General features: G+C 48.9%; 17 protein-coding genes. 1 reads left to right on the forward strand and 16 read right to left on the reverse strand.

Annotated features, from left to right (window positions below; all coding sequences use genetic code 11):
- Positions 1 to 12: 12 nt before the first annotated feature.
- The 8 genes from ACR8BL_RS15385 to ytxJ all read right to left on the reverse strand — a co-directional run bounded on the left by ACR8BL_RS15385 (position 13) and on the right by ytxJ (position 9985).
- Positions 13 to 2346 (reverse strand): histidine kinase, encoded by a 2334-nt coding sequence (locus ACR8BL_RS15385; RefSeq protein WP_434748450.1) that lies wholly within the window; start codon positions 2344 to 2346, stop codon positions 13 to 15.
- Positions 2347 to 2429: 83 nt separating this feature from the next.
- On the reverse strand, positions 2430 to 2993 hold the full coding sequence (gene kdpC, locus ACR8BL_RS15390) for a potassium-transporting ATPase subunit KdpC (RefSeq protein ID WP_434748451.1): 564 nt from the start codon (positions 2991 to 2993) through the stop codon (positions 2430 to 2432).
- A 52-nt stretch (positions 2994 to 3045) separates the two neighbouring features.
- Positions 3046 to 5109 carry a potassium-transporting ATPase subunit KdpB gene (kdpB, locus tag ACR8BL_RS15395; RefSeq protein WP_434748452.1) on the reverse strand — a complete coding sequence of 688 codons (2064 nt, stop codon included), beginning with the start codon at positions 5107 to 5109 and terminating at the stop codon, positions 3046 to 3048.
- A gap of 47 nt (positions 5110 to 5156) precedes the next feature.
- Positions 5157 to 6836 (reverse strand): potassium-transporting ATPase subunit KdpA, encoded by a 1680-nt coding sequence (gene kdpA, locus ACR8BL_RS15400; protein ID WP_434748453.1) that lies wholly within the window; start codon positions 6834 to 6836, stop codon positions 5157 to 5159.
- A 100-nt stretch (positions 6837 to 6936) separates the two neighbouring features.
- A complete protein-coding gene (locus tag ACR8BL_RS15405; RefSeq protein WP_434753134.1) occupies positions 6937 to 7014 on the reverse strand; it encodes a potassium-transporting ATPase subunit F in 78 nt (25 codons plus the stop codon).
- Positions 7015 to 7330: 316 nt separating this feature from the next.
- The gene (locus ACR8BL_RS15410) at positions 7331 to 8527 is read right to left on the reverse strand and encodes a helix-turn-helix domain-containing protein (RefSeq protein ID WP_434748454.1); all 1197 of its coding nucleotides are present in this window, start codon (positions 8525 to 8527) and stop codon (positions 7331 to 7333) included.
- Positions 8528 to 8559: 32 nt separating this feature from the next.
- Complete coding sequence (locus ACR8BL_RS15415; RefSeq protein WP_434748455.1) at positions 8560 to 9324, reverse strand: hypothetical protein; 765 nt, start codon at positions 9322 to 9324, stop codon at positions 8560 to 8562.
- Positions 9325 to 9445: 121 nt separating this feature from the next.
- Positions 9446 to 9985, reverse strand: coding sequence for a bacillithiol system redox-active protein YtxJ (gene ytxJ, locus ACR8BL_RS15420; protein WP_434748456.1), 540 nt, complete (start codon positions 9983 to 9985; stop codon positions 9446 to 9448).
- Positions 9986 to 10209: 224 nt separating this feature from the next.
- Here ytxJ and ACR8BL_RS15425 point away from each other — a divergent pair, with 224 nt between their 5' ends.
- Positions 10210 to 11118, forward strand: coding sequence for a hypothetical protein (locus ACR8BL_RS15425; protein ID WP_434748457.1), 909 nt, complete (start codon positions 10210 to 10212; stop codon positions 11116 to 11118).
- 148 nt (positions 11119 to 11266) lie between these two features.
- Here the strand turns inward: ACR8BL_RS15425 and ACR8BL_RS15430 are convergent, their stop codons facing one another.
- The 8 genes from ACR8BL_RS15430 to ACR8BL_RS15465 all read right to left on the reverse strand — a co-directional run bounded on the left by ACR8BL_RS15430 (position 11267) and on the right by ACR8BL_RS15465 (position 23867).
- A complete protein-coding gene (locus ACR8BL_RS15430) occupies positions 11267 to 11695 on the reverse strand; it encodes a VOC family protein (RefSeq protein WP_434748458.1) in 429 nt (142 codons plus the stop codon).
- Positions 11696 to 11977: 282 nt separating this feature from the next.
- A complete protein-coding gene (locus ACR8BL_RS15435) occupies positions 11978 to 12205 on the reverse strand; it encodes a DNA-binding protein (protein WP_434748459.1) in 228 nt (75 codons plus the stop codon).
- A gap of 276 nt (positions 12206 to 12481) precedes the next feature.
- Complete coding sequence (locus ACR8BL_RS15440; protein ID WP_434748460.1) at positions 12482 to 13354, reverse strand: sugar phosphate isomerase/epimerase family protein; 873 nt, start codon at positions 13352 to 13354, stop codon at positions 12482 to 12484.
- A gap of 11 nt (positions 13355 to 13365) precedes the next feature.
- Positions 13366 to 14241, reverse strand: coding sequence for a sugar phosphate isomerase/epimerase family protein (locus ACR8BL_RS15445; RefSeq protein WP_434748461.1), 876 nt, complete (start codon positions 14239 to 14241; stop codon positions 13366 to 13368).
- 39 nt (positions 14242 to 14280) lie between these two features.
- A complete protein-coding gene (locus ACR8BL_RS15450) occupies positions 14281 to 17472 on the reverse strand; it encodes an alpha-mannosidase (protein WP_434748462.1) in 3192 nt (1063 codons plus the stop codon).
- Complete coding sequence (locus tag ACR8BL_RS15455; RefSeq protein WP_434753135.1) at positions 17469 to 19784, reverse strand: glycoside hydrolase family 3 N-terminal domain-containing protein; 2316 nt, start codon at positions 19782 to 19784, stop codon at positions 17469 to 17471. The genes ACR8BL_RS15450 and ACR8BL_RS15455 overlap by 4 nt, the downstream gene beginning before the upstream one ends.
- A 55-nt stretch (positions 19785 to 19839) precedes the next feature.
- Positions 19840 to 22062 (reverse strand): helix-turn-helix domain-containing protein, encoded by a 2223-nt coding sequence (locus ACR8BL_RS15460; RefSeq protein WP_434756369.1) that lies wholly within the window; start codon positions 22060 to 22062, stop codon positions 19840 to 19842.
- 170 nt (positions 22063 to 22232) lie between these two features.
- Complete coding sequence (locus ACR8BL_RS15465; protein WP_434748465.1) at positions 22233 to 23867, reverse strand: ABC transporter substrate-binding protein; 1635 nt, start codon at positions 23865 to 23867, stop codon at positions 22233 to 22235.
- Positions 23868 to 23965 lie beyond the last annotated feature (98 nt).

Here is a 23965-nt window from a genome sequence, read left to right on the forward strand (position 1 = left end):
ATTCCACCCGCTTTATATATAATCATCGTCGGCTACAATCAATACATCGCGATGTCTCGACAGACGAACAAGCTGGTTCACTACCGAGCCCGAGCCACGATGACCATTCAGCCACCAGACCCGCTTCGCTTGCCCCACCACGAGTTGTGTTGCCTTTGCTTCTACAGCCTTTGCCGCCAAAATACCGGGAACTTCCCGCAGCCTTGCGCTGTGATGGATGTGAAAATGACCCCCAAGCCGCACGGTGAGTTGCTCCAAAACTGCCAGATGCTCCTTCACATCTGTGCTGATCGCTGTGCTTGTTCCGATGTGTACATGATGGACGTGCCAGGATGCCTTCAGGCGATAAGCCATTCGAAAACCTCTGCGAATTAACCGTTCGGCTTGACGGTCGTTGCTGACACAGACAAAAACCGATTCCTCCCGGCGCCATGGGCCACGAAGTGTACGCGCGAGTGGCTGCGATTCCAGCCGTTCATCTACATCGTCCGCAAGTTCGCGCAAAGCCAGTTCACGCAGTGCGATCAGATTGCCCATTTTGAAAAAATTTGCAAGCGCCTGCTCCACCTTGGCAGTTGCATAGATTTTACCCTCTCGCATGCGCTGCCGCAAGGCCTCGGGGGCAACATCTATCAGCTGCACCTCGTCCGCCAATTGGATAATCCGATCAGGTACCGTCTCTCGAACCCGAACACCTGTAATATGCTCGACGGCATCATTCAAACTTTCGAGATGCTGTACATTCACGGTTGTAATGACTGATATGCCTGCGTCCAGTAAGCGCAGTACATCCTCATATCGCTTTTGCCGAACACTGCCAGGCACGTTGGTATGCGCCAGTTCATCCACCAGCACGACTTCTGGATGTAATTCCAGTATTGTTTCCGTGTCCATTTCCTCTAGCTGTGTTCCTTGATACACGCTTTGCTCTCGCGCAATGACAGGCAATTGTCTGATCTGTTCCACCGTGCCCGCTCGCCCATGAGTTTCTAGTAGTCCGATCCGCACATCAATACCTTTGCGCAGCAGGTCGTTGCCTTCTCGCAGCATCATGTAGGTTTTGCCCACGCCAGGGGCGGCACCGATATAGATTTTGAACGTTCCGCGCCGAATCAGTCCGATCTGTTCCTTCATCTCCTGCTCGCTGAGTCTGCGATAGGTCTTCTGCTCCGTATCGTTTACTTTCGCTGGAACAACCCGTTCACCCTCATGGACTGACCGATCCGCAACCAGCAGCAGATCTACCCCTTGCAGTTTGCGAAGCAACGAGTTAATGAGGGAACCCTGCCATAACTCCTGCCAACGTGTACGCCGCGAATGCCCCATGACAATCCGGGTAATCTGGTGTTTCATGGCATACTGTGCCAATGTAGAAGGAATGTAACGGCGATGTAAGGCCGGAAGTTCCTCCATGTGTCCGCCGATTTTGTCCACCAGCTTGATCATGTTACGGCGAAAAACCGTGGCCTCTTTCGTTAACGGCTGTTTCATTTGGCGGAAAACAACGACATGCAGGCTTCCGTTCAATCTGCGGGCAATCTGTTGTCCGCGCTGAATATAAATCGAACCATTCCAGTGGTACTGTGCGGATACAAGAATACGTTCCATGATGCCCGTTGTGATCGGAAGACCCATTTCCTCTCGATGTTCACGTAAAGACTCGTTAACGCCTTCTGCAACAAGTTTCAAAGCCAGCTCGCGTAAAATGCCAATATTGCCTTGGCGAAAAAAATCTGCACTCCCGTGACCCTGCAGGTGACCTTCCGCAAGACGACTCAAAATGGTCTCTGGCGTAACATCGATCAGCTTCACTTCATCAGCCAGTTCCAATGTATCTGCTGGTAAGGTATGCGTCACCTTGATTCCCGTGAGTTGTCTGGCCAATTCGGTATAACCCTCCAGCTCATACACATTCACCGTAGTCATGACACTGATGTTGTGGTGCAACAAAAAACGGATATCCTCCAACCGGGTCGCATGTGTTGCCCCCGTCCGGTTTCGATGAGCTAGCCCATCAACTAGGACAACCTCGGGATTGCGAACCAATAGAGCATCCAGATTCAGATCTTTCATCTCTGCTCCGTCACTGCCTCTGATCCAGTGAATGCTAGGAACACGCTCAAGTTCACCTAGCTGTTCCACCGTTTCCGGCCTTTTCATCGTGGATACCGCACAGATCACCACATCTAGACCCTGCTCCCGCAAGTGGTTACCATCCCTGAGCATATGATAGGTTTTGCCTGAACCACTGACCGGGCCAATGTAGATTTTCAGCGTGCCTTCTTGCAGCTTCGAAATCATGCGCAGCATCTCTTCCGGGGATTTGCGCTTAAAGGTGTCTTCCATGCGGATCTCCTCCCCCTCCTATCTTGGGCATCGCGTGGCAACGTTTCAACAAATGGAGAAAGCCCCTTCCACGAACTCTCCTTCTACTTCTCTTCTGCGATCAGGGCCAGATTCAGCTCTGTTACATTCACACGCGGCTCTCCGAATAAGCCTAGCTGGCGGCCTTGCGTATGCTTCTGGATGAGCTGAGTCAACTGCTGCTCACTCAGACCTGTCGCTTGGCTGATCCGTGCAACCTGTGCCTCAGCTGCTTCAGGAGACAGATCCGGGTCAAGTCCTGAACCGGAACCTGTAACCAGATCGGCAGGAATTTGATGCGGTAGAGCAGGATTTCCCTGACGGAGTGCAGCCATCTTTTGGTTCATCTCCGCGATATATTCCGGGGATGCCACCGCACGGTTAGACCCTGCTGAAGCGGTCGGATCATAATTCGCATTCGATGCCCGAGGTTGGAACAACCCAGGCGACTTTACTTCCTGCGCCAGCAGGGAGGAACCAATAATTTTTCCATCTTGAGTGATAAGACTGCCATTTGCCTGTGAGGGAAACAGCCACTGAGCTACCCCCGTAGTGACGAGCGGATAGAGCAGACCACAGACCAGCATAAGCACAACAGACAACCGCAGCGCGGGTAAAAACATCTTCATACAAATCACTTCCTGAATGGATTTAATGTATTATCTCTTCGCTTTCCTTCCGTTACATCAAACCTGACAGAACAAGATCAATCAGCTTGATGCCGATAAACGGCACAATCACACCGCCAACACCATAGATGAACACATTGCGGGTCAGCAGCCGTTCCGCAGACATGGCCCGATACTTCACACCCTTCATTGCAATCGGGATGAGCAATGGAATAATAATCGCATTGAAGATCAGGGCCGACAGAATCGCAGATTGCGGCGAGCCCAGATTCATAATGTTCAGGGCCTGAAGCTGTGGCATGGCGAGGATGAACATGGCTGGAATGATGGCAAAATATTTGGCGATATCGTTGGATATCGAAAATGTGGTCAGTGCACCGCGTGTGATCAGCAGCTGCTTACCTATAGAGACCACCGACAACAGTTTGGTCGGGTCGGAGTCCAGGTCAATCATGTTGGCCGCTTCCTTGGCCGCCATGGTGCCCGAATTCATCGCCAGGCCCACATCGGCCTGTGCCAAGGCAGGAGCATCGTTGGTGCCGTCGCCTGTCATGGCAACGAGCTTGCCCTCCTGCTGCTCTTTTTGGATCGCCGCAATCTTGTCCTCAGGCTTCGCTTCGGCTATAAAATCATCCACACCCGCTTCCATTGCTATTGTCGCTGCCGTCAGCGGGTTATCACCGGTGCACATTATTGTCTTGATGCCCATCGCACGCATCTCGGCAAACTTCTCCTTGAGACCGGGTTTCACAGTATCTTTCAAATAAATCACACCATAGATTCGGTTATGGATAGCTACCGCCAGGGGCGTACCCCCGGCCTTTGCAATCCGTGTTGCAATTTCATCCAGATCGCCAGGTACACGTCCACCTTCCGAAGTCACATAACGTTTGATCGCATCTACGGCGCCTTTACGTATTTTCGTTCCATCACTTAGATTCAGACCGGACATGCGAGTCTCCGCGGTAAACTCGATACTTTCGGCATTGGTGTAATTGCTCTCTTCCCAGCTCTGTCCCTGCTTACTCGCAAGTTCTACGACAGAACGGCCTTCCGGCGTCTCATCACGTACCGAAGCTTGAAGTGCGGCTCGTGTCATCTCGGGTACAGTCACACCCTGGACAGGCATAAATTCAGATGCCATCCGGTTGCCGTACGTGATCGTACCGGTTTTGTCCAGAATCAATGTATCGATATCACCAGCGGCCTCCACCGCTTTACCCGACATGGCGAGCACGTTAAATTGTGTCACCCGATCCATACCAGCGATACCAATGGCGGACAGCAGCCCCCCGATAGTTGTCGGAATCAGGCAGACAAGCAAGGCAATCAGAGTTGCCAGATCAAGCCGGATACCGAGATATTTAGCCATGGGAACCATCGTTAATATGACGATCAGGAAAATCAGCGTTAACACCGCAAGCAAGGTGGTCAGCGCAATCTCATTTGGTGTTTTCTGACGCTGTGCCCCTTCGACAAGGGAGATCATTCGATCCAGGAACGATTCGCCAGGATCTGTCTGCACCCGCATAATGATGTAATCCGAGGTAACCCTTGTGCCTCCGGTCACTGAAGAGAAATCACCTCCGGCTTCCTTGATCACGGGAGCCGATTCCCCTGTAATGGCCGATTCGTCAATAGAGGCCAGACCTTCGATAATTTCACCGTCCGTTGGAATAAGCTGACCCGCTTCCACACGGACGAAGTCCCCTTTTTTCAAATGGGTCGAAGCCACTGATTTCAATGTTCCGTCCTTCTGCACCAGATTAGCCATCGTATCCGATTTCGTCTTGCGTAGTGTATCTGCCTGTGCCTTGCCTCGTCCTTCCGCCAGCGCCTCGGCAAAGTTTGCAAAGAGCAAGGTAAACAGCAGAATGAAAAAGACCGCTATATTGTATCCTCGCCCTGCATCCGACGCGGTGAACAGATTTGGGTCGAAACTTAATAACAGCGTGATGAATGTGCCCACTTCCACGATGAACATGACTGGATTTTTGATCATGACCATTGGATTCAATTTTTTGAATGCATCTCGCATGGCCTGTAACAACATTGGTTTGTTTAATGAGCGTTTCGATGTAGGTGTATGTTGAACAGTCTTAGCCATTCGTTCCATGTGCTGTTCCTTCTTTCGTTCAATGTTTAATGGTGATCGCTTGTTGCTCACCGAACCATCGCCAACTGCTCCGCAATCGGGCCAAGAGCCAGCGACGGGAAGAATGTCAGGGCACCCACAACCACGATCATCATGACCAAAATGCCAGCAAATAGTGGCGTATGTGTCCGCAGTGTTCCAGTGGTGACCGGTACAACCCGTTTCACGGCAAGTGATCCTGCAATTGCCAGCATAGCGATCATGGAAATATATCTTCCCAACAGCATGACAATGCCAATTGCGATGTTATAAAAGTCTGTGTTGGCGTTCAGTCCGGCAAAGGCCGATCCATTATTCGCAGCACCGGAGGCAAAAGCGTACAGTACCTCGGTCAGCCCATGCGTGCCGCCATTCGAGATGGATGCCACGGCCTCAGGCCGCATCAAGGCGAGCGCGGTTGGCGCCAGAATAATCAATGGATGAATCAGCAGGGCGATACAGGCCAGCTTGATTTCTTTACCTTCAATCTTTTTGCCCAGAAACTCCGGTGTCCGGCCCACCATCAACCCGCAGATAAATACGGCGATAATGACATAGAGCAGGCCGTTCAACAGACCCACACCTTTGCCGCCAAATACGTTGTTTAGCATCATCTGGGCCAGAGAAACCATTCCTCCGAGCGGAGTCAGTGACTCATGCATGTTGTTCACCGACCCCGTTGTTGCCGCCGTAGTCACCGCTGTAAACAATGCCGATTCAGGAATGCCAAACCTGACCTCCTTGCCCTCCATATTGCCATGCAAACCGCTCGATTCCAGTGCGGGTACGCCGCGATACTCTGATACAAAAACCGTTGTCAGCATCACCACAAAAAGAAATCCCATCGCTGCAAAAAGCGCACAGCCCTGTTTCCGGTTATTCACCATCAAGCCGAATGCATAGACCAGCGCCGTGGGCAGCAGCATCATACAGACGATATGCACCAGATTACTCAGTGCCGTTGGATTCTCGAATGGATGAGCAGCATTGGTGCCAAACCAGCCTCCGCCGTTGGTTCCGATATGTTTAATGGACTCTAGCGAGGCTACCAATCCGCGCGTGATGGTCTGCTGAGCACCTTCCAGCGTGGTTGCGTTCACGGCACCCGCCAGTGTCTGTGGTACCCCTTGAAACACCAGGAATAAGGCCACGATGAAGCTGAGCGGTAAAAAAATACGTGTAATCGACCGCACCAGGTCGACATAGAAGTTACCCAGATCATCCCTGCGTCCCACCAAGCCGCGAATAAAGGCAATTGCCACCGCGAATCCCGTTGCAGCCGAGGTAAACATCGGAAACGTCACGGCCAGCAGTTGTGACAGATACGACAGGGCGTTCTCGCCCGTATAAGACTGCCAGTTGGTATTTGTCATAAAAGAGGCGGCTGTATTAAATGCCTGTGCAGCGGGCATATTATCAATCCCGTCCGGATTGAGGGGCAGGAACTTTTGCAGCCTTAACACCAGAAACATCAGCATCAACATGACCACATTGGAGATGAGCACAGCAGCCAGATATTTTTTCCAACCCATCGATTCATCTTCCCTTACGCCCATCATCCGATATAACAAGCGCTCCGGCCCCCCAAACACCCGATCAAGCCCGGTTCGCTGCCGGTCAAACACCTTCACCAGATAACTGCCCGCCGGCTTCACCAGCAGCAAAATAATTAGCAGCGTGACCGCCACTTGCACTACACCGATACCCATACCTGCATCCCCTCCCTAATCCACCTAAACATGTATTTGCTGTTTGTTGCTCGCTTCTGACCACTATCAGAACGACAGGTCATATATCTGAATGACAGCGTCAAAACTTCTCAGGCTTTACCAGCACATACCCGAGGTAGACGATCAGAGCCATAACAATAATGCCAATGAAGATCATCCTTTTTCCCCACCTTTCTGACCTCAGACCTTGTCGCAAAATTTTACAAACCCCCAAAACACCGCAAACAGCAGTACGATCAGTCCAATCATCGTTGCATCATTCACCATGTGCCCTTCATCCCTCTCTACCGTTCTTCTCCCTTGCTACAGGTAAAATCGTAATACGAAACGCTGTAAAAAGGGGGTAAAGAAATGCCACCAAGACTGTAAAAAAAACGTAAAAAAGACCCGCTCTTCTCAGCGATCAGCTGAAAAGAACGGGTCTATCGTAGAACCATTTCAATCTAGGATTTCATTGGATAGGCTATCTCTTTTTAAGAACTGCGGGTGGTCTTGCCCTTGATATCACGAATCTTGGCACTCGGACTACTCGTCATGTATTTGTTGAAGAACTCTGGCTTGATGCCGGTCATATGATGAAAGAAAGATGTCTCCACTTTCCAATCCTGCTCAACCATATACCGAATATCAACAAGTCCTTTATTTGCTAGAAGATCAATGATCGTTCGAACCCGCATAGGGGTCTGCAAGGGAATCGTCTGATCAAACGGCTCTCTCTCCAGATATCCTCTTCGATGCATGGCTGCATAAAAATTACGATGTGTTTTGGCATCCATCAATCCCAGATTAGCAGCACGGTAACCTAACACTTGTAAGGATGTTTTCCATTTATTTTTCAAATCGAGATAATGATCCGGATTGGTGACTTGGGAAATGCCCTGCATATCCTGTGTAAACTCTTCTTCTGGCAATAACAATGCACCAGCAAACAAATTGGCTTCATTTTCAATCGCCCTATGCTCTTTCCGATCCAGGTTCACGAACTCCAGACGATAGTGAAGCAACAAATGACCAAGCTCATGGGCGATATCAAAATTTCTGCGTACAGCCGATCGTTTAATATTCCCTAGAATAATGAATGGGCGATCCTCTCTCGTCCACAGACTGTATGCATCGATCCCTTCGCCAATCGCCTTCTCGAAGACGTATACTCCACTTTTCTCAATCCAGAACATCAGGTTTTCATTCGTTGCCCTCTCCAGATTTAATCGCAGCCTTGCAAGCTTTGCCACATATTGAATTTGCGTTGTACGATCTTCCTGTGATTGATTCATGTATTGGATTGCTTCTTCCCTGAGCTGAATGATCTTCAAGGTGGGAAGGCTAATCTGAGCAGTAATGTAGTTTACAAAGGTATCCAGATACTCCACATGTTTAGCCTCTGTCTGCGTCTTGGAGATCACATTCATCACCTTAGATCGATAAGCGATGTTCATCACATTGATGTTGGCTGCGTTATTACGTTCAGCAAGTTTGTCTTTCTCGTAAAAATACTTGCTTTTGACACTGAAAATCTGTTTCAAATCATTAACGATAGGCACTTTGGGGGAAGTGTACGCATTTTCATATTGCCAGACCGCCTGCTCTGTTACACCCAGTTTTTCGGAAAGCTCTTTTCTCGAATAACCATGCATAATGCGCAGATTGGTCAGATTTTCACCCATGAACACACGGTTTCCTCCTTACTAGACTAAGGGGTGGGTTACCCCTGCCGTTCTTCTTCCAAAATTTCAATATCATACGCTGCTGGATCAAGCATATCGTCCAAGTCCGGTGCAAGAACTTCACGTTCACGATCGCTAAGTTCAGCACCCGAGATGAAATCAGACAGATCTTCTATAAAGTAGGCTATGTTATCATGCGGATTGGGTAAGTAATGCTTTACCTCGGAGATTTGATACGCATCATCCATAGCATAGGTGAGAATATGAAACTCATTGTACATAGATGACAGCTGTTTAAGTTCTTCTTTCACGCGTGTAACCTGACTTACTTGAATGGGCAAGGAAAGCTGCACTACCTTTTTGGAATGATCCGAATCATTCAGGGGCGGTTCTATCGGAAAATCCAAATCTACATTAATTTTGGACAGATCATGTAAATATGTGCGCATTGCCCCTTTTCGATCATCACCCGTAGGTAGTTTTGCCCGAGAAAAACATTTTTCATTAAAGTAGGCTGCATTTTTAATTAAAAACAGAACTTTGGAGTCCTTATGAGTGAATTGAAGATAATCCCAAGTTAAACCCGCTTTAGACTTTTTATGAGTAAATGTCTTTCCATCATCTTCTTTACAATATTCAGCGATTTTACTCTCTATAAAATTTCCCTTTGTCCAAGCAAATGCCGAACTAATCTCCATGTTAACTCGTCGATCTATACGGTGCTCAATATATTCTTTGTACCCTTCGATAATAGCTTTAACAATCATCTGACTATGCTCAGGCTTGAATTTATATTGTTCCATATATATCACTCCGATTCAGAAGGTATAAAGGCTTCTTTTATTTTAAATGATATACCAACGATAAGATATGATTTTTTCTTATATTTTTAAAGTGCACAACGTGTTATTACAAACCCACTACTTACCCAAACAAATTCTGCGCCCACTGTGTCAGTCGTTTTTTAGTGATCTGACCGTGTGAGGCGTGTTTGCTAACTCGCCCCTCATCGAGCAGAAGTATCTGTGGAGATTCATGGCGTACCTCAGTTTCTTCCGCGATGTGGCGGGATAACGGGCGGTTCTCGATGACTTTGACGATCCGATACTCCATCGTCTGTTTCGGATCGGATGCATTCGTGCCGACAAAAGCCATAAACTCTCTATACGCTCGCGCACTGACTGGACATGTTGTGCTGTGCTTCAGCAGCAGTACCGGATGCTCCTGCGAACGGTGAAGTACTTCTTGCCAATCCTCCAGCTTATGCAATTCCAGAACATGCTCGCTTAACATGTCATGTGAATCAGCACCTGCACGTTGACTGACTACCGATCCGATCACAACACCAAGAGCAGCGCCAAAAGCGATGCCCAGTCCGATCTGCCCCGTAGCTGTACCAAAGCTTGCACCAAGTGCCACACCCACGCCAAGCCAAAGTGCCTGATGGTTAACTTTTTTCTCCACTACAATCATCCTTTCTCCAAGTATGTATTTGATCTATATAAGTTAAATTTGATCGACACAAACATGGTGATAACAGAGTTCCCATCTATATATTTGGTTCAAATTATAGCACAGCCTTGCACTCAAGCTTTCAGAATCTGCATCTTTCGGGTACATAATTGTGATACACTGATGGTAATTTGGAAACGATGAACATAAGAGCAGCTGAAAGGCGGAAATTCAATATGACATACGCTTTTACGATTGAACCACCGGATTATTATTCACTGGACAACGAAGACGAGTTAATTGCCAAGTGTCAGGAATGGGGCCTCATTTCGGCCAAAGCGACCAAACTCAAAACGTTCTATTATAAAGGAAACGGACTGAACCTGCCCTGCACGATTCTAGGATTTGTAGATCACATGACGGCTGTAATTGAGCTGGATAACGGAAAAAAACACTGCATTCATCCTTCCTATCTGAAAGAGATGCAGGCTTCTGGATACAGCACTAGAGAATTAAGCGGAGCTGGAGCAGAGCCAGGCACGGAACAGGATGCTGCGGGGCAAAATACGGAGAAGGTTGATGGTGAACCAGTTGCTTCTACAAGCAGTGAATCTATGGATGCACAGGCCTCTGATCTCGCTAATACGTCCGTTAAGGACAACTTCCCAGCAGAGCAGTATGATCCAGAGGATGACATGGATGGGCCAGATTCCTTCTCCGACCTCAAAGGAGACCCTGACGGATTGGTGGAGGAATACATTGGGCCCCAATCAGGTGCCAGTACAGACGCGATTTCGGAAGCCAAACCGAAAACCAAAGCTGCACCGAAAGCAAAAGCCGTCAAAATTGATTTGCCTGATGGCAAAGTGAAGATGAGTGCGGTGGTCAAAGAATTCACGACCGTACCGAATCATTTCTCAGACAATGACGACGAGGTCATCATCTATGAAGCGTTAACGATCACCGAGCCCGAAGTGATTGAAGTTGGTGAAGCCTGGTCAAGCCACAGTGCGACGATGAAAAAGCATGAGCTGGAAGTCGGAGACGTGCTTACCTTTGAAGCCAAAATTATTAAGAAAAAGTTGACCCGCAATCCGGTGCCTTACAAGATCAACAACCCGTCCAAGATTCAGAAGGAAGATTAGTCTATTTTTCAAAAAAGTGTACCCTGAAAAACCTCCATGCTACAACATGTAGCGAATGGAGGTTTTTTTGCAATGACTATACAGTAGATCAAGTATTTAGTTTAATACTTCACGTTCTATGCTTAACCGGCATTTCCCAAATCTATCTCTAAGCTTGTCCAGGCGTAGCACTGATTTGGAACTGCACACCAAACTTGTCGGTTACGTTACCGTAAGCCGGACTCCAGAAGGTTTCCTGAATCGGCATATTCACTTTACCGCCTACTTCAAGTTTACCGAAAATGTCCTTCGCTTGCTCAGCCGTATCCGTATTGACCGTCACCGTGATATTATCTCCAATGGTGTGCGGCATACCTGGCAATGTGTCGGATAACATCAGTACCGAACTACCAATTTGCAGAGAAGCGTGCATAATCCAGTCCTTGGCCTCTGGTGGGATCGGATGATCCGGACTGGATGGGCCTTCCCCAAAAGTCTGCATGGCGAGCACTTCCGCACCAAATGCCTCTTTGTAGAACTCAACAGCTTCACGCCCGTTACCATTGGTAACAAGGTACACATTCAAGTTAATTGCCATGGATTGTTCATCTCCCCTGAGTTCATGTAATCATAGGTCAGGCCACTTGGGAAATGAGTATATAGGAATGGATTGTCCTTTGACAAGCACAAATTCCCACTCTGTTCAATTGACCGTTACAGAGCTATATTTCCCAACATATTCTTCTTCCATTCCCTGTTTGGTGTTCCTCTCTACACAAGAAAAAAGCCACTCTCCCGAGTACTGCCCGGTCAAATGGCTATAAACGTTATATTCAGTTACTACCCTTGTCGTGTAAGACTGCGTGCCGCTTCCCTATATCTATTGTGCCTGCAAAATGCGATCAATTTCACTTTTTAACAAAAGGTATCGATGCACACTTCTCATAATGGGTACTTTGGTGAGTTTGTTTTTATCCACGTATAACTTCATCTGGTCTTTACTCAGTCCCAACAGGCTTCCAGCCTCAGTTACCGTCAGTACCACTTCGGGATTCGTTGCGTTGAACGTCTTCTTAACTTTTTGGTTCCAGTCCTCAAATACCTGCATAGATTCACAATCTCTCCTATCCATAGCCAGTTATTTTCAGGCTGCGTATGTTCAGTATAGCATACTTGTGATCATCGTAACTTATGCCTTCCAATGACTCTACGTTGTTTATCTCCTGGTTCGTATGCTGCGTATGACAAAAAGAGCCGGAAAAACGCGGCCCTGAAGACAATAAATTTGGTTTAATTATATCCTAAATTTTAAATAACGTTATTCGTATCCTGATCGTTTAGAATTTTTAGTAACCTGTTTCCCCTACACTATTGACGTTTCTTCCTATGCTTCATTCCAGAAACGACGTAGATTGTCCATGGCGATTTTGGAAGCGGCTTTGCATTCCTCCATGCCTTCGAACTCCACTGTGATGTTGCCATCATAACCAGAGTCTTTAATCAGCTTGACGATTTTACGAATGGGAATATCACCTTGACCTACGATTGCACCACGCAGAAAGTTACCATAGGTGGTGGTAAACCACTCCCCTTCCCCCGGATGCTCGTCATACGGACGGAAATAGAAATCTTTGAAATGAACGAGTGAAGCATATGGCAAATTGTTCATCACACCGATAATCGGATTTTCGTCTACACACATGAAGTTGCCAATATCCAGCGTTGTTTTGAAATTGGGCCGATCTACGGCATGCAATACTCGCTGAACCCGATCACTAGCCTGCACACTGAATCCATGATTCTCAATGGTTGTAATCATCCCGTACTGCGCAGCATAATCCGCAATGATCTGGCTTCCCCTGACCATGAGTGGCAAATGCTGTTCAAACCAGGCGATGGTTGTACTCTCCTCGGGCAGCTTGAATGCGGTAACGTCGTGGCGCAGATGACGGACACCCATCCGGTGTGCAACATCCACATGTCGTTTGACCCGAGACACCTCTTCTTCAAAAACCTCTTCCGTCTCCTGCACAAAGTTAGCTGGCATCGAATAGTTCGACAGCTCAAGCCCTGCTGCTGCGGCTCGCTCCCGAATCGCATCCGCCAGTTCATGATTATCCTCCACCGTATATCCGTAGGGAACCATCTCCATATGCTCACCGCCATTTGCTGCAATCCAGTCAATCACATCCAGCACCGTCATGGCTCCCGAATTCAGATCATTCAACAAACTGTACGTGCTCAGACCTACCTTCATCTGCTCCACTCCTATCGAAATTGTTTGATGAATTGCACGGCCTTACGAATATCCTGTTCCGGCTGGTGACCCACTTCACGCTCAATGGTCAGATACCCCGTATAACCAATCTCCTGAAGAGCAGCAAAATAGGCATCAAAATCAACGGCGCCCTCGCCTAGTGGTACTTCGCGGAAAAAGCTCCCTGAAGCCACCATTTCGGCAATTTTCTCATGATCCATCGGAGCATAACCCACCGCACCATACACGTCTCGCGGATCAACTTCTTTCAGACGCAGGCCGTCCTTCACATGGGTATGCACAATATACTCCTTCAGCAGCTTCACTCCCTGCACCGGGTCATCACCTGTCACCATCACCATGTTCGCCGGGTCAAAGTTGACCGACACCCCGTTTGTAGAGAGAGTATCCAGAAAACCCTTCAAATCCGCAGCTGTTTCTGGCCCTGTCTCGATCGCGAAGTAGGCGCCCAGACTTTTGGCGTATTGCCCCAATTCCTCGCAAGCCGCGTGGAGTGTGGCATATACTTCGGAGGAGGGGTCATGCGGGACGATACCAATGTGCGTGGTCACGATATTCGTGCCCAGATCAAGTGCCAGATCAACAATCCTCTTCGACTTTTCTACTTTCCATGCATTGTCTGCCTCGACCTGGAAACCGTGACCGCCCAGATCACCAACCAAAGCTGAAATCTCCAGACCCAAACCATCAATATAACTCCGAAGTTCTTTTCGTGCTGCAGGAGACAGATTTTCCGGGTCCATCTCCCCCTTCACTGCGTAGATCTGCACACCTTCTGCACCCGAATCCTTGGCTTTCAACAGTCCTTCCCGTACACCTACGCCAAAACTGTCCACGATTACACCGATCTTATTGGTTAATTTCATGTCATACCTCCCATGAGATAAATGAGTTATGCTGTTCTTTTATGGCACAAGCTTTACCGACTTGATTTCAAAGGGTTTAAACGTCAGTTTAAAAGCTCCACCCTCGCAAGTGAGTGGCGCAAGCTCATCTTCCAGCAGATTAATAATTGATGCACTCAAATTTTGCTCATTCCACTGCACCTGTACCGTTTCACGGCCTCCGGTTGATTCATAGAAACGCAGTACCATTCCCGTTCCATCTTCCGATGCCTTAATCGTATCCAAAATGACATGTTCACTATGCAACTGTACCCAGCTGTGTTCCGAGGGTTTTACACCCGCATGCGGTTTGGCTGCAACCACCTGTACCGGATGATTCAGTTCCATCGCACGTTGCACCACATTAGCCTGACGCCAGTCTCCTGCATGCGGTAGTACCGAATATGTGAACTCATGCTGCCCTTGATCGGCATGTATATCCGGCCATTTTGGCGCTCGTAGCAAGGACAGACGGATCGTACGATCCTTAATGTCATAGCCGTACTTGCAGTCATTCAGCAAACTGACACCACTGTTGCCCTCCGAGAGATCAGCCCAGCGATGCCCGCACACTTCAAACTGCGCCCGTTCCCAACTCGTATTGTTATGCGTTGCCCGCTCCAAGGCACCAAATGGAATCTCATAGGTTGCTTTAGCCGCCACCAGATCTGCCGGGAATGCTACCTTGAGCAACTTGTGGCTTTCATTCCAATCGATCCTGGTTTTAAAATCAACGCGCCGCTGATGATGAACTAGAATCACATCCTGGCTAATCTCGGAATCATTCAGCTTCCAGCGGAACCGCAGTACATCCTGTACAGAGCCGCGCTGTACAATCTCTCTGGAGATAAGCTGTACAGCAGCCGCTCGCTGAGATTCGAACCGCGGATCGATATCCCATGCATCCCAGTACGTCGGTTTGTCATGGAAAAACTGCCACTCATTCGCTCGGTCACCCGGTTTCAACCATTCACGCTCTAAGGTCTTGTCATACCATCTTGTGATCTCACCCAAGCCGTTGAATTCGAGCAAATAGAACTCGGTTTCCCAACGATCCGGGATCGTCTCAAACCTAGATTTACCTTGTATTGCAGAGTCAACTTCTGTAACTGCATCCCGCAACATCTCCTCTTCTGCCTCACGCAGCCATATGGTGGTATACCCAAACGCAGGAATCGAAGGAACAAACACATGCAGGCTAACTCCACGCTCATGCCGCTCTACCCCGCTAATCAAACGATTCCCATAGCGATCATATGCCGCCAATCCAGCCCATTCCACATCCCCCGAGATACAGATTACTTCACTCCGTTCCCAGCCAAGACTGTTGAATATAACGTACGGCTTACCTGGTACTTCATTCGTTGCAACGTTATCCGCGATCCCCCCGATAGTATCCTGTAACAATTCTTCACCAAGCGTAAACACCTTCGTATACTCCTCAGCAGAAGTTACATACACTTCGGGAATCGACGTACCAGGGATAATGTCATGGAACTGGTTCAGCATGATCATCTTCCAGCCTTCATCAAGCACTTCCTTGCGCTCCAATATCCGGCCGCGATTCTGATCCCATTGGCTCCAGATTTCTGCTTCACGATAGAGCACCTCGGCCTTGCGATTGCTGCGTTTATTCCGCGCATGGGTTGTATACGTGCCGCGATGCAGCTCCAGATACAGGTCACCGTGCCACTTCGGCAAAGTCGGTTTACTCGCTGTGATCCCTTCAAAAAAGGCTCCGGCCGTGCTGAATTGACTAATCGGCTGCCCCGACATCAGATGAGAACGCTCGGCAAACTCCACCATTTCATTCGTCACACCGCCGCCGCCATCCCCATGTCCATAGAGCAGCATCTGCTCCGCATGAATATCTTTTTGTTTGTAAGACTGCCAGTGTTCATGCAAATCTTTGGGACGCGTGTGTTCATTCACACCATGATTCAGGTAAGACAGCACCGAGGTACCGTCAATTCCCACCCAGTCGAACAGATCATACGGGAACACATTGGTATCATTCCAGTTCAATTTGGTCGTCATAAAATAAGGAATGTCCGCAAGCCTCAGAATCTGAGGCAGTGAAGCGCAATAACCAAACGTATCGGGCAGCCATTCGATGTTCGAACGTTTGCCAAATTCCGACTGATAGAACTGCTGTCCATACAAAATCTGGCGTACCAAGGACTCACCACTTGGAATGTTCAAGTCCGGCTCCACCCACATGCCGCCAACCAGTTCCCAGCGACCTTCGGCAATTCTTGCCTTCACTCGTTCGTACAACTCTGGATAATGCTCCTTCACAAAAGCATATAATTGAGGCTGGCTCTGCGAGTACACAAAATCCGGGTACGTGTCCATTAACGTACACATCGTAGAGAACGTTCGGCTCGACTTGCGTACGGTTTCTCGCACAGGCCAGAGCCAAGCCACATCGATATGGGACTGTCCGACCAGATGCATAAACCCGCTTCGGTACGGCTCCCGGTCTTCCTGCTGTACGATCTGCACGAGCCTCTGCTCTAACTCTTGCAACCAAATGCCTTCCTGCCAGCGACCCGAATCTTTATACATCTCATCCATTACCTGATGCATCGCCCGAACCAACGTTGTACGCTTAAGATCCTTCTCTGGTACAACCTGCAGTGACTCGGAAAGCACCATTATGCTGTACATCAGGCTCTGCAACGGTTGATTCACATGCACCAGTGCTGCTCGTATCCCTTGGATCGGAGGCTGGATCACCGCTTGCCGATTGAGTGGATCATGCGGTTCGGGAATGGGATCATACAGCTCAATCTCCAGCTGTGGCGAGATTCCCACACGTTCTCTCGGGAGAGGTACGAAGGTATGATTACGATCCAGCCCATGATAAGGAACACAATTCACCTTCAGTAACCCTTCCCCACCAGCTTCAAAAACAAATCCAATAGCCTCGTCCTGCCACGTCTCAGGAATCTGCACTCTTTTGCTCAGAAAATACGTCGTTCCGTGCGTGCTGTTCAAGGGATTTAGGGACTGTTGTATCGCCTCGTTCCCATCCCGCTCCAATCGCCTAGGTCCATCTCCATGCCGCTGGTCAGATTTCCGTTCATCTGCATACTCGTATTCTCCCGGCCGAATATATCGGGCACGCTGCATCTGCCACTCGGGAAGCTCAACGACTTCCAACCACTGTCGCTGCTTCAAATCATCAATAAAACGTTGAATTCGGATCATACCTTCACCTCCACCTGTTGTACATACAGACTGCAAGCCGTCCAGTCCGCAGAGCTGCGTCCGACCATCATCTTGAATTCACCCGGTTCCGCCACAGACCGAAGACGGGAGTCGATCAGTGCGAGATGTTCTTTTTGCACAGGGAACGTTACTGTTCGGGTCTCTCCTGGCTCCAGATGGATTTTACAAAAACCTTTTAAGGCGATTTCGGCCTGGGTAACGGAAGCCGACACATCGGTAATGTACAGCTGCACAACTTCTTTGCCTGCTACAGTACCCACATTCGTCACCTCGACCTGAACCTGCGCCTCTTCGTCTGGTCCAATCACTTCCGGTGTCACTCGTACATTGTCATACTTGAAATCCGTGTAACTCAGTCCATGTCCGAAGACATACTGCGGCGTTAGATCCATCTCCAAATACCGTTTACCGCGCGTCCGCTTCGCATGATAGTACACAGGAAGCTGACCTTCATGTTTAGGAATGGAAACGGTCAGTCGTCCGGATGGATTCACATCCCCGAACAATACATCTGCGATCGCATGGCCTCCCTCCTGCCCCGGATACCAGGCTTCCAGAATGGCCGGAATATGCTTATCGATCCACGGTTCAGCAATCGGTCGCCCGTTAATATAGACCACAATGACCGGTTTCCCCAGTTTATGTATTTCCTGCACCAGTTCCAGCTGCACACCCATCAGGTTCAAAGAAGAACGGTCAATGCCTTCCCCACACTCCATGTCATTCCACGGATCATCGGTTACCACGGATGCCCCTGTCCGCAGATCAATCGTATCTTCGCCAAAATCACGAGCACTCGATCCGCCCATCACCATAACGATGACATCGGCCTGCTCCGCACATGCAAGCGCCTGCGCAAAACCTTCTCTCGAATCACCCTTAATCCGGCATCCGGGTGCGTACAGCACCTGAGCAGAATCCGTCCCACCGAGTTTGCGTGTGATACCATCCAGCACCGTCACAATCTGCTCTCTCGGCTGCGGTGAGGTATAATCTCCAAGTTGATTATAGATATGGTTGGCGTTTGGCCCGATCACAGCCAGTTTGGTTCCCTGAGTAGCAAGCGGAAGCACATGTTCTTCATTTTTCAACAGGACAATTCCCTCTTGTGCCACCTCCCGCGCGAGCCGAACATGTTCCTCACACCCGATAACCTGTTCTGCAAAATCAGGATCAACATACGGCTGCTCAAACAAACCGAGCCTGAATTTCATCTCTAACACCCGTCGCACCGCCAAGTCCAGCTCCGCCTCTTCCAGTAATCCCTGTTCAAGCGCTTGCGCCAGATGTTTGCGGTACATGAATCCAGACATCTCCATGTCTACACCTGCCCGAAGGGACTGTGCCACAGCCTGCTCTCCGTTCTCTGCCGTGTTGTGTCCATTCACCAGCATCTGGATGGCGCCAAAATCGGTAATGACAAATCCGTCAAAACCCCATTCTTCCCGCAAAAGATCATGCAGCAGATACGTACTGGACGTACACGGTACGCCATCGATCTCGTTATAGGCCGTCATGACCGAGCAGGCTCCGGCTTCCACCGCTTGTTTGAACGGCAGCAGGTCAATTTCATGCAATTCACGCAATCCCATATGCACTGGCGCTGCATTACGCCCGCCCTCTGAACTGCCGTATGCTGCAAAATGTTTGAGTGTCGCCACCACCGTCCGGTCAGAATCAAGACGCTCTCCCTGCAATCCATGAATGGCTTCTACAGCAAACTGCCCGATCAGATAAGCATCTTCTGCAAAACATTCCTCCGTTCGTCCCCATCTCGGGTCACGCACAACATCCAGCACCGGAGAATACGTAGCTGCACCGCCCTGACTCCGGGTTTCCAAAGCAATCGCCTCACACATCCTGCGATATAACTCTGTATTCCACGTACTTCCTGCCGTTAACGGCACAGGGAAAACCGTCGCACCAATCGCCATATGCCCGTGGGAACACTCTTCCCCGAACAGAATCGGAATCCCTAATCGGGAATGCTCTATCGCATATTGCTGAATGACATTCGTTGCCACCGCACCTTGCCGGGGCGTTAGCCCTGTCTCCAAAGTCACTTCCGTCCATGGATCTGCCCTGAGCACACCATACAACGAGCCGACACCACCCAGCGCCATGTCTGCCTCGAACTCTTCGGTTATCTGTACCGTACCGTCTGCCGCTTTCTTGTATGTTTTCCACCCCATAGGCTGGATTAACTGCCCTATTTTCTCTGCGGTAGTCATTCGTTCAAGCAGATCCTGTACCCGCTCCTGAATCGGAAGTGATGCATCTTTGTAGCCCATTTGCGTTTGCATATGCACGTTCTCCTCCTGCCTGTGAGTTGGTCATACGTGGAGCTTACATGGCTTTGCGATAATCACTTGGAGCCATCCCGACGACATTTTTAAAAGCACGGTTGAAGGAATTGTAGTTGGTATATCCCACTTCTTCACTGATCTCCTGAATGGCTTTGTCCGTCTGCTGCATGAGCTGCTTGGCTTTTTCGATCCGGTGACTGATGAGCAGATCCACGAATTTCTCTCCAATCTCATCTTTGAAAAGCTTGCTCAGATACTTCGGATTGATATCGAACAGATCACTAAGGTAATTCAGCGACAGATCGGGATTGTTGTAATGCTCTTCAATGTATTTGCGAATCTCCAGAATATGTGACCGATGTTTACGAGAACAATGCAGTGTCTCCATCTGCTGCGCCAGTTCACGGAACCCTTCCAGACACAGCTCCCGCAGGTCATCCAGCGTCTCCCAGCCTTCCAACCTTGGCAGCAATGGCGTAAATATCGCCGCCCAAGATTCCTGATATTCCCTTGGTAACTCGGCAAATTCACGATTATAATGCTGGAACAATAGCTGAACTGTGTTCATAATCTCCTGACGAGATAGAACCGACTCGCGAATCTGCTTAAACAGCCGTTCAAAGTGCTGTTCCCAAACATCGTCTGACAGCCGCATCGCCTGCACTAGCAAGGAGATGGTCTTTAAAAACTCATACACATCATTGGTCGAACTCGGTACATCTCCGCACGGTATGATCCGATTGGTGCCAAGAACCGCCTTGTACTCCAGGGCGTGCACAGCCTCTTTAAGAGAAGCCCGAAGCCCGCGAGTATCTACAGCAACCCGGCCCACACCAATCGTTACAGTAAAGTTCAGATACTGACCGACCCGATCCAGATAACCGCTGAGCAATCGCTGCTCTGTCTCTTCGGGCTGCTCGGTCTCAGGTAACCAGAGGATGGCATACAGTCGCTGACTTGAGACCCACTCCGCCCATACATCGGTCCCTTCATGCCGCGCACTTTCCTGCAAAATACTCGATAACACAAATTTCAGAAGGGCTTGATCCTGCTGATGATACTCATCCACAAATACATCGTATCGATCCATTTCGACTACCATTACAGCCCAGCGGTGCTCCAGCTCAGGTAGCTTGAACTTGCTTATCTCCGCAGATAACTCATGACCTGTGTAATCCCGTGTACCTTCCAGCAACTCCTGAAAGAAGACCTTCTTCTGCAAAATCAGATTCTCTTCATGCTCCTCCTGATATTGCTTCGTCTGGTCAATCATGCGTTCCAGCGTGGTATGAATGAAACGGAATTCATTTTCCTTGCCATAGTTCAGTGCTGACGGTTTCTGTGAGGAGACGGTCTGAATCAGGGTAACGATCTGTTGGATTGGTTTATAGTTTCTTCGCGTCACATAGACGACCCATACAACCCCAATCAGCACAACAGCAGCAGCGAAAATAAACCAGATATTATAAAACTGCAGCGTAAACTTGATGATTTTCCCGTTGTTCAGCCCGGTCTGTACCTTCCAGCCACTATAGCTGGATGTGAATTCAGAGAACACCTCTCCCGAAGATGCTGGCTTGGATGCATGCACCTCTCCATCTGGTGGACTGCCATGCCAGAGACTCCCCCCGGATCGGTTATAGATGTTCACAAATGTAAATTCCGGGTCGTACATCTGCATAATCGATTTTTGTAGCGTGTTCAACTCAACATTGGTCACCACAAGCCCCCTGCCGTTTCCGACATTCCGTACAATCGTAATGACCTGTTCCGCCGCCTGGGAAGGAAACGCCTTGTATGACCGCGCACCGACCCACTTCTGCTCATCCCTCGCCCGGCTGTCTGCAATAAATGCCGCGTCCGGGAATTCGTTCACGGGAACAGCTTTGCCATTGCTGAAAACGGTGTTATCGCTGTGCCTGACCAGGTAGACCGAGTCGATCAGCGGATATTCTATCTTCAATTCATCGATGACCTTAATCGCCTGAATGCCGGCATAGACATCCTCGCTGCCAGATACCGAGAAATAGTTTTTCAGATTGGAGTTGGTCAAAATCTCGCGCAGCACCTTGAAATCGATAGAACGCAAGGAATTGTCCAGATACTGTGTAACCTGTGAGGCCAAAAATTCATTGGCTTTAAGCGCTTCCCTTCGGTTCTGCTCATTAAATACCTGAAAGAAGATGAAAAATAGAATCGTCGTCACAATAAAAAAAATAGGCAAATACGATAACAGCAAACGTCTGAACCAATTGTTGTTCATCTCCGCGCCCCCCACCAATCCATTTCATGCTGCATGACGACAAACCACTTGCACCTTGCCTCTGTTCACAAATTTTTCATAATTATGCGTTTATTATATCGAATGACGTGGGGTTGTCATAGGAGAAGACTGCCCCGGTCACGGGTGACAGGCGGGACAGTCCGTATATACTACTTTTTCTCAATTGCACGTTGATAAATATCCAGATAATTGCTTAATCCAAGTCCATCGAAACCTTTGACGTATGAATCCCAGTCCTTATCAATGCTCTTGCTGCCGATGATGAACTGAGCCATATTCGTCTGCACATAATCTTTGATCGCGGTGGTTAGTTGAGCTGCTGACTCGGTATCCTCTGGACGAATAAATACGTTGGCAGGATATACTTCTTTGGGAGCGTATGGTGCATAAACCTTTGTTGCTTGGGCAAGTCGCGTACCGTATCCTTCAGCAGACAATGGATCTTGACCCTCTGCAAATAGATTACGGAACGTGTTAGACAAATCATGCGCACCGATCTGTGACCAGCTTTCATTCACAACCACGTTTAGATCACGTTCAGGCAGGTTGTAGTAGCTGTACTTGGCAGGTTCACCATTGATATTTTTCTCATCCGGGCCTGCTTTCTTCCATCCCTTACCTTCCGTTGGGCCGTACTCTGCGTAGAGCGCACCCTCTTCACTGAACATGTAATCCACAATCTTGATAGCAGCGATCTGTTGTGCTTCGGTCGCTTTGTTCGTGATAGCAAACTCAAATTCACCCACACTTTGCGTTGCTCCAGTCGTCTGCACACCATCCGGCCCTTTGAGTGGAGGCACAATCTCCCAGTGCTGGTGACGGGTAATCTTTTTGTCATACGTGTTCACCAGATAACTGACCAGCGCCGTTGTAATGGAACCAACCACTTCGTCGCCTTCTTTATTCCCCAGTTGACCAATCGCTTGGTCATTCTGTGTGAAAGAAGCCGGGTCGATCAGGCCATCCGCGTACAGCTTGTGCATGTACTCCAGCCCTTTTTTCCATCCCTCCTGGTTGGCGGCAAAGCTGACCTTGCCATCGTTCACAATCAGGTATTTGTCGTTATCGTTGTATATAAAGCTGTTCATCAGATAGGCATCAATATTGCCGTTCCACACATACTTGTTCGGTGCACCTGTGAGCGGGATTTCGTCGGCTTTGCCGTTGCCGTTCGGGTCTTGGGTTTTGAACGCCTTCAGAACGGTATACAGTTCGTCGGTCGTTGTTGGCATTTTCAGACCCACCTTATCCAGCCATTCTTGGTTGATCCAATATTTCTGCGCATAGGTACAGTGGTAACATTCATTGAAAATAGGCAATGCATAGATGTTACCGTCCGGTGCCGTTATGGCATCCTTAAAGTAAGGCTTCTCTTCCATCACTTTGGTGAGGTTCGGGCCATATTGCTTGATCAGGTCTTGAAGCGGAAGGAACACGCCTTGTTTACCATAGGTTTGAAGATCCGAGGTGGTGAACTTGCCGTGCAGGAACACTTCAGGATAATCCCCACTGGCTAGCAGCAATTGTCTACGATCCTGCAAAGCGTCTGTCGGGGCCAGGTCCCATTTCAAGGTCACGTTGAACTTTTTTTCGATAAACTTGGTGAATTCATTGTCTTCCATCGGCGCTTTACCTTGTGGAGCAAAAAAAGTCATCGTTACAGGGCCGCCGCTCTCGCCGCTCCCCTCGCTACCTGTGCCCGCTTTTTCAGATGAACTGCATGCGGATAATATCGTTATCGAAGCTAAGACCAGACACAAAATGGAAATCCAGGATTTTCTCAAGCTGACTCCTCCTTTTTGTTCATAACGGCAAACCTTTGGTTAAGCTGTACGGGTTGATATGGGTTCTATAGGTTCCAAAAACCAATCCCGGAAGCCGG

Source organism: Paenibacillus amylolyticus (assembly GCF_051136285.1).
GTDB lineage: Bacteria > Bacillota > Bacilli > Paenibacillales > Paenibacillaceae > Paenibacillus > Paenibacillus amylolyticus_F.

Bases quoted from the DNA above. Each gene is read 5' to 3' on its own strand.
- ACR8BL_RS15385 (WP_434748450.1), bottom strand. From the start codon at position 2,346: ATGGAAGACACCTTTAAGCGCAAATCCCCGGAAGAGATGCTGCGCATG.
- kdpC (WP_434748451.1), bottom strand. From the start codon at position 2,993: ATGAAGATGTTTTTACCCGCGCTGCGGTTGTCTGTTGTGCTTATGCTG.
- kdpB (WP_434748452.1), bottom strand. From the start codon at position 5,109: ATGGAACGAATGGCTAAGACTGTTCAACATACACCTACATCGAAACGC.
- kdpA (WP_434748453.1), bottom strand. From the start codon at position 6,836: ATGGGTATCGGTGTAGTGCAAGTGGCGGTCACGCTGCTAATTATTTTG.
- ACR8BL_RS15405 (WP_434753134.1), bottom strand. From the start codon at position 7,014: ATGATCTTCATTGGCATTATTGTTATGGCTCTGATCGTCTACCTCGGG.
- ACR8BL_RS15415 (WP_434748455.1), bottom strand. From the start codon at position 9,324: ATGGAACAATATAAATTCAAGCCTGAGCATAGTCAGATGATTGTTAAA.
- ACR8BL_RS15425 (WP_434748457.1), top strand. From the start codon at position 10,210: ATGACATACGCTTTTACGATTGAACCACCGGATTATTATTCACTGGAC.
- ACR8BL_RS15430 (WP_434748458.1), bottom strand. From the start codon at position 11,695: ATGGCAATTAACTTGAATGTGTACCTTGTTACCAATGGTAACGGGCGT.
- ACR8BL_RS15435 (WP_434748459.1), bottom strand. From the start codon at position 12,205: ATGCAGGTATTTGAGGACTGGAACCAAAAAGTTAAGAAGACGTTCAAC.
- ACR8BL_RS15440 (WP_434748460.1), bottom strand. From the start codon at position 13,354: ATGAAGGTAGGTCTGAGCACGTACAGTTTGTTGAATGATCTGAATTCG.
- ACR8BL_RS15445 (WP_434748461.1), bottom strand. From the start codon at position 14,241: ATGAAATTAACCAATAAGATCGGTGTAATCGTGGACAGTTTTGGCGTA.
- ACR8BL_RS15450 (WP_434748462.1), bottom strand. From the start codon at position 17,472: ATGATCCGAATTCAACGTTTTATTGATGATTTGAAGCAGCGACAGTGG.
- ACR8BL_RS15455 (WP_434753135.1), bottom strand. From the start codon at position 19,784: ATGGGCTACAAAGATGCATCACTTCCGATTCAGGAGCGGGTACAGGAT.
- ACR8BL_RS15460 (WP_434756369.1), bottom strand. From the start codon at position 22,062: ATGAACAACAATTGGTTCAGACGTTTGCTGTTATCGTATTTGCCTATT.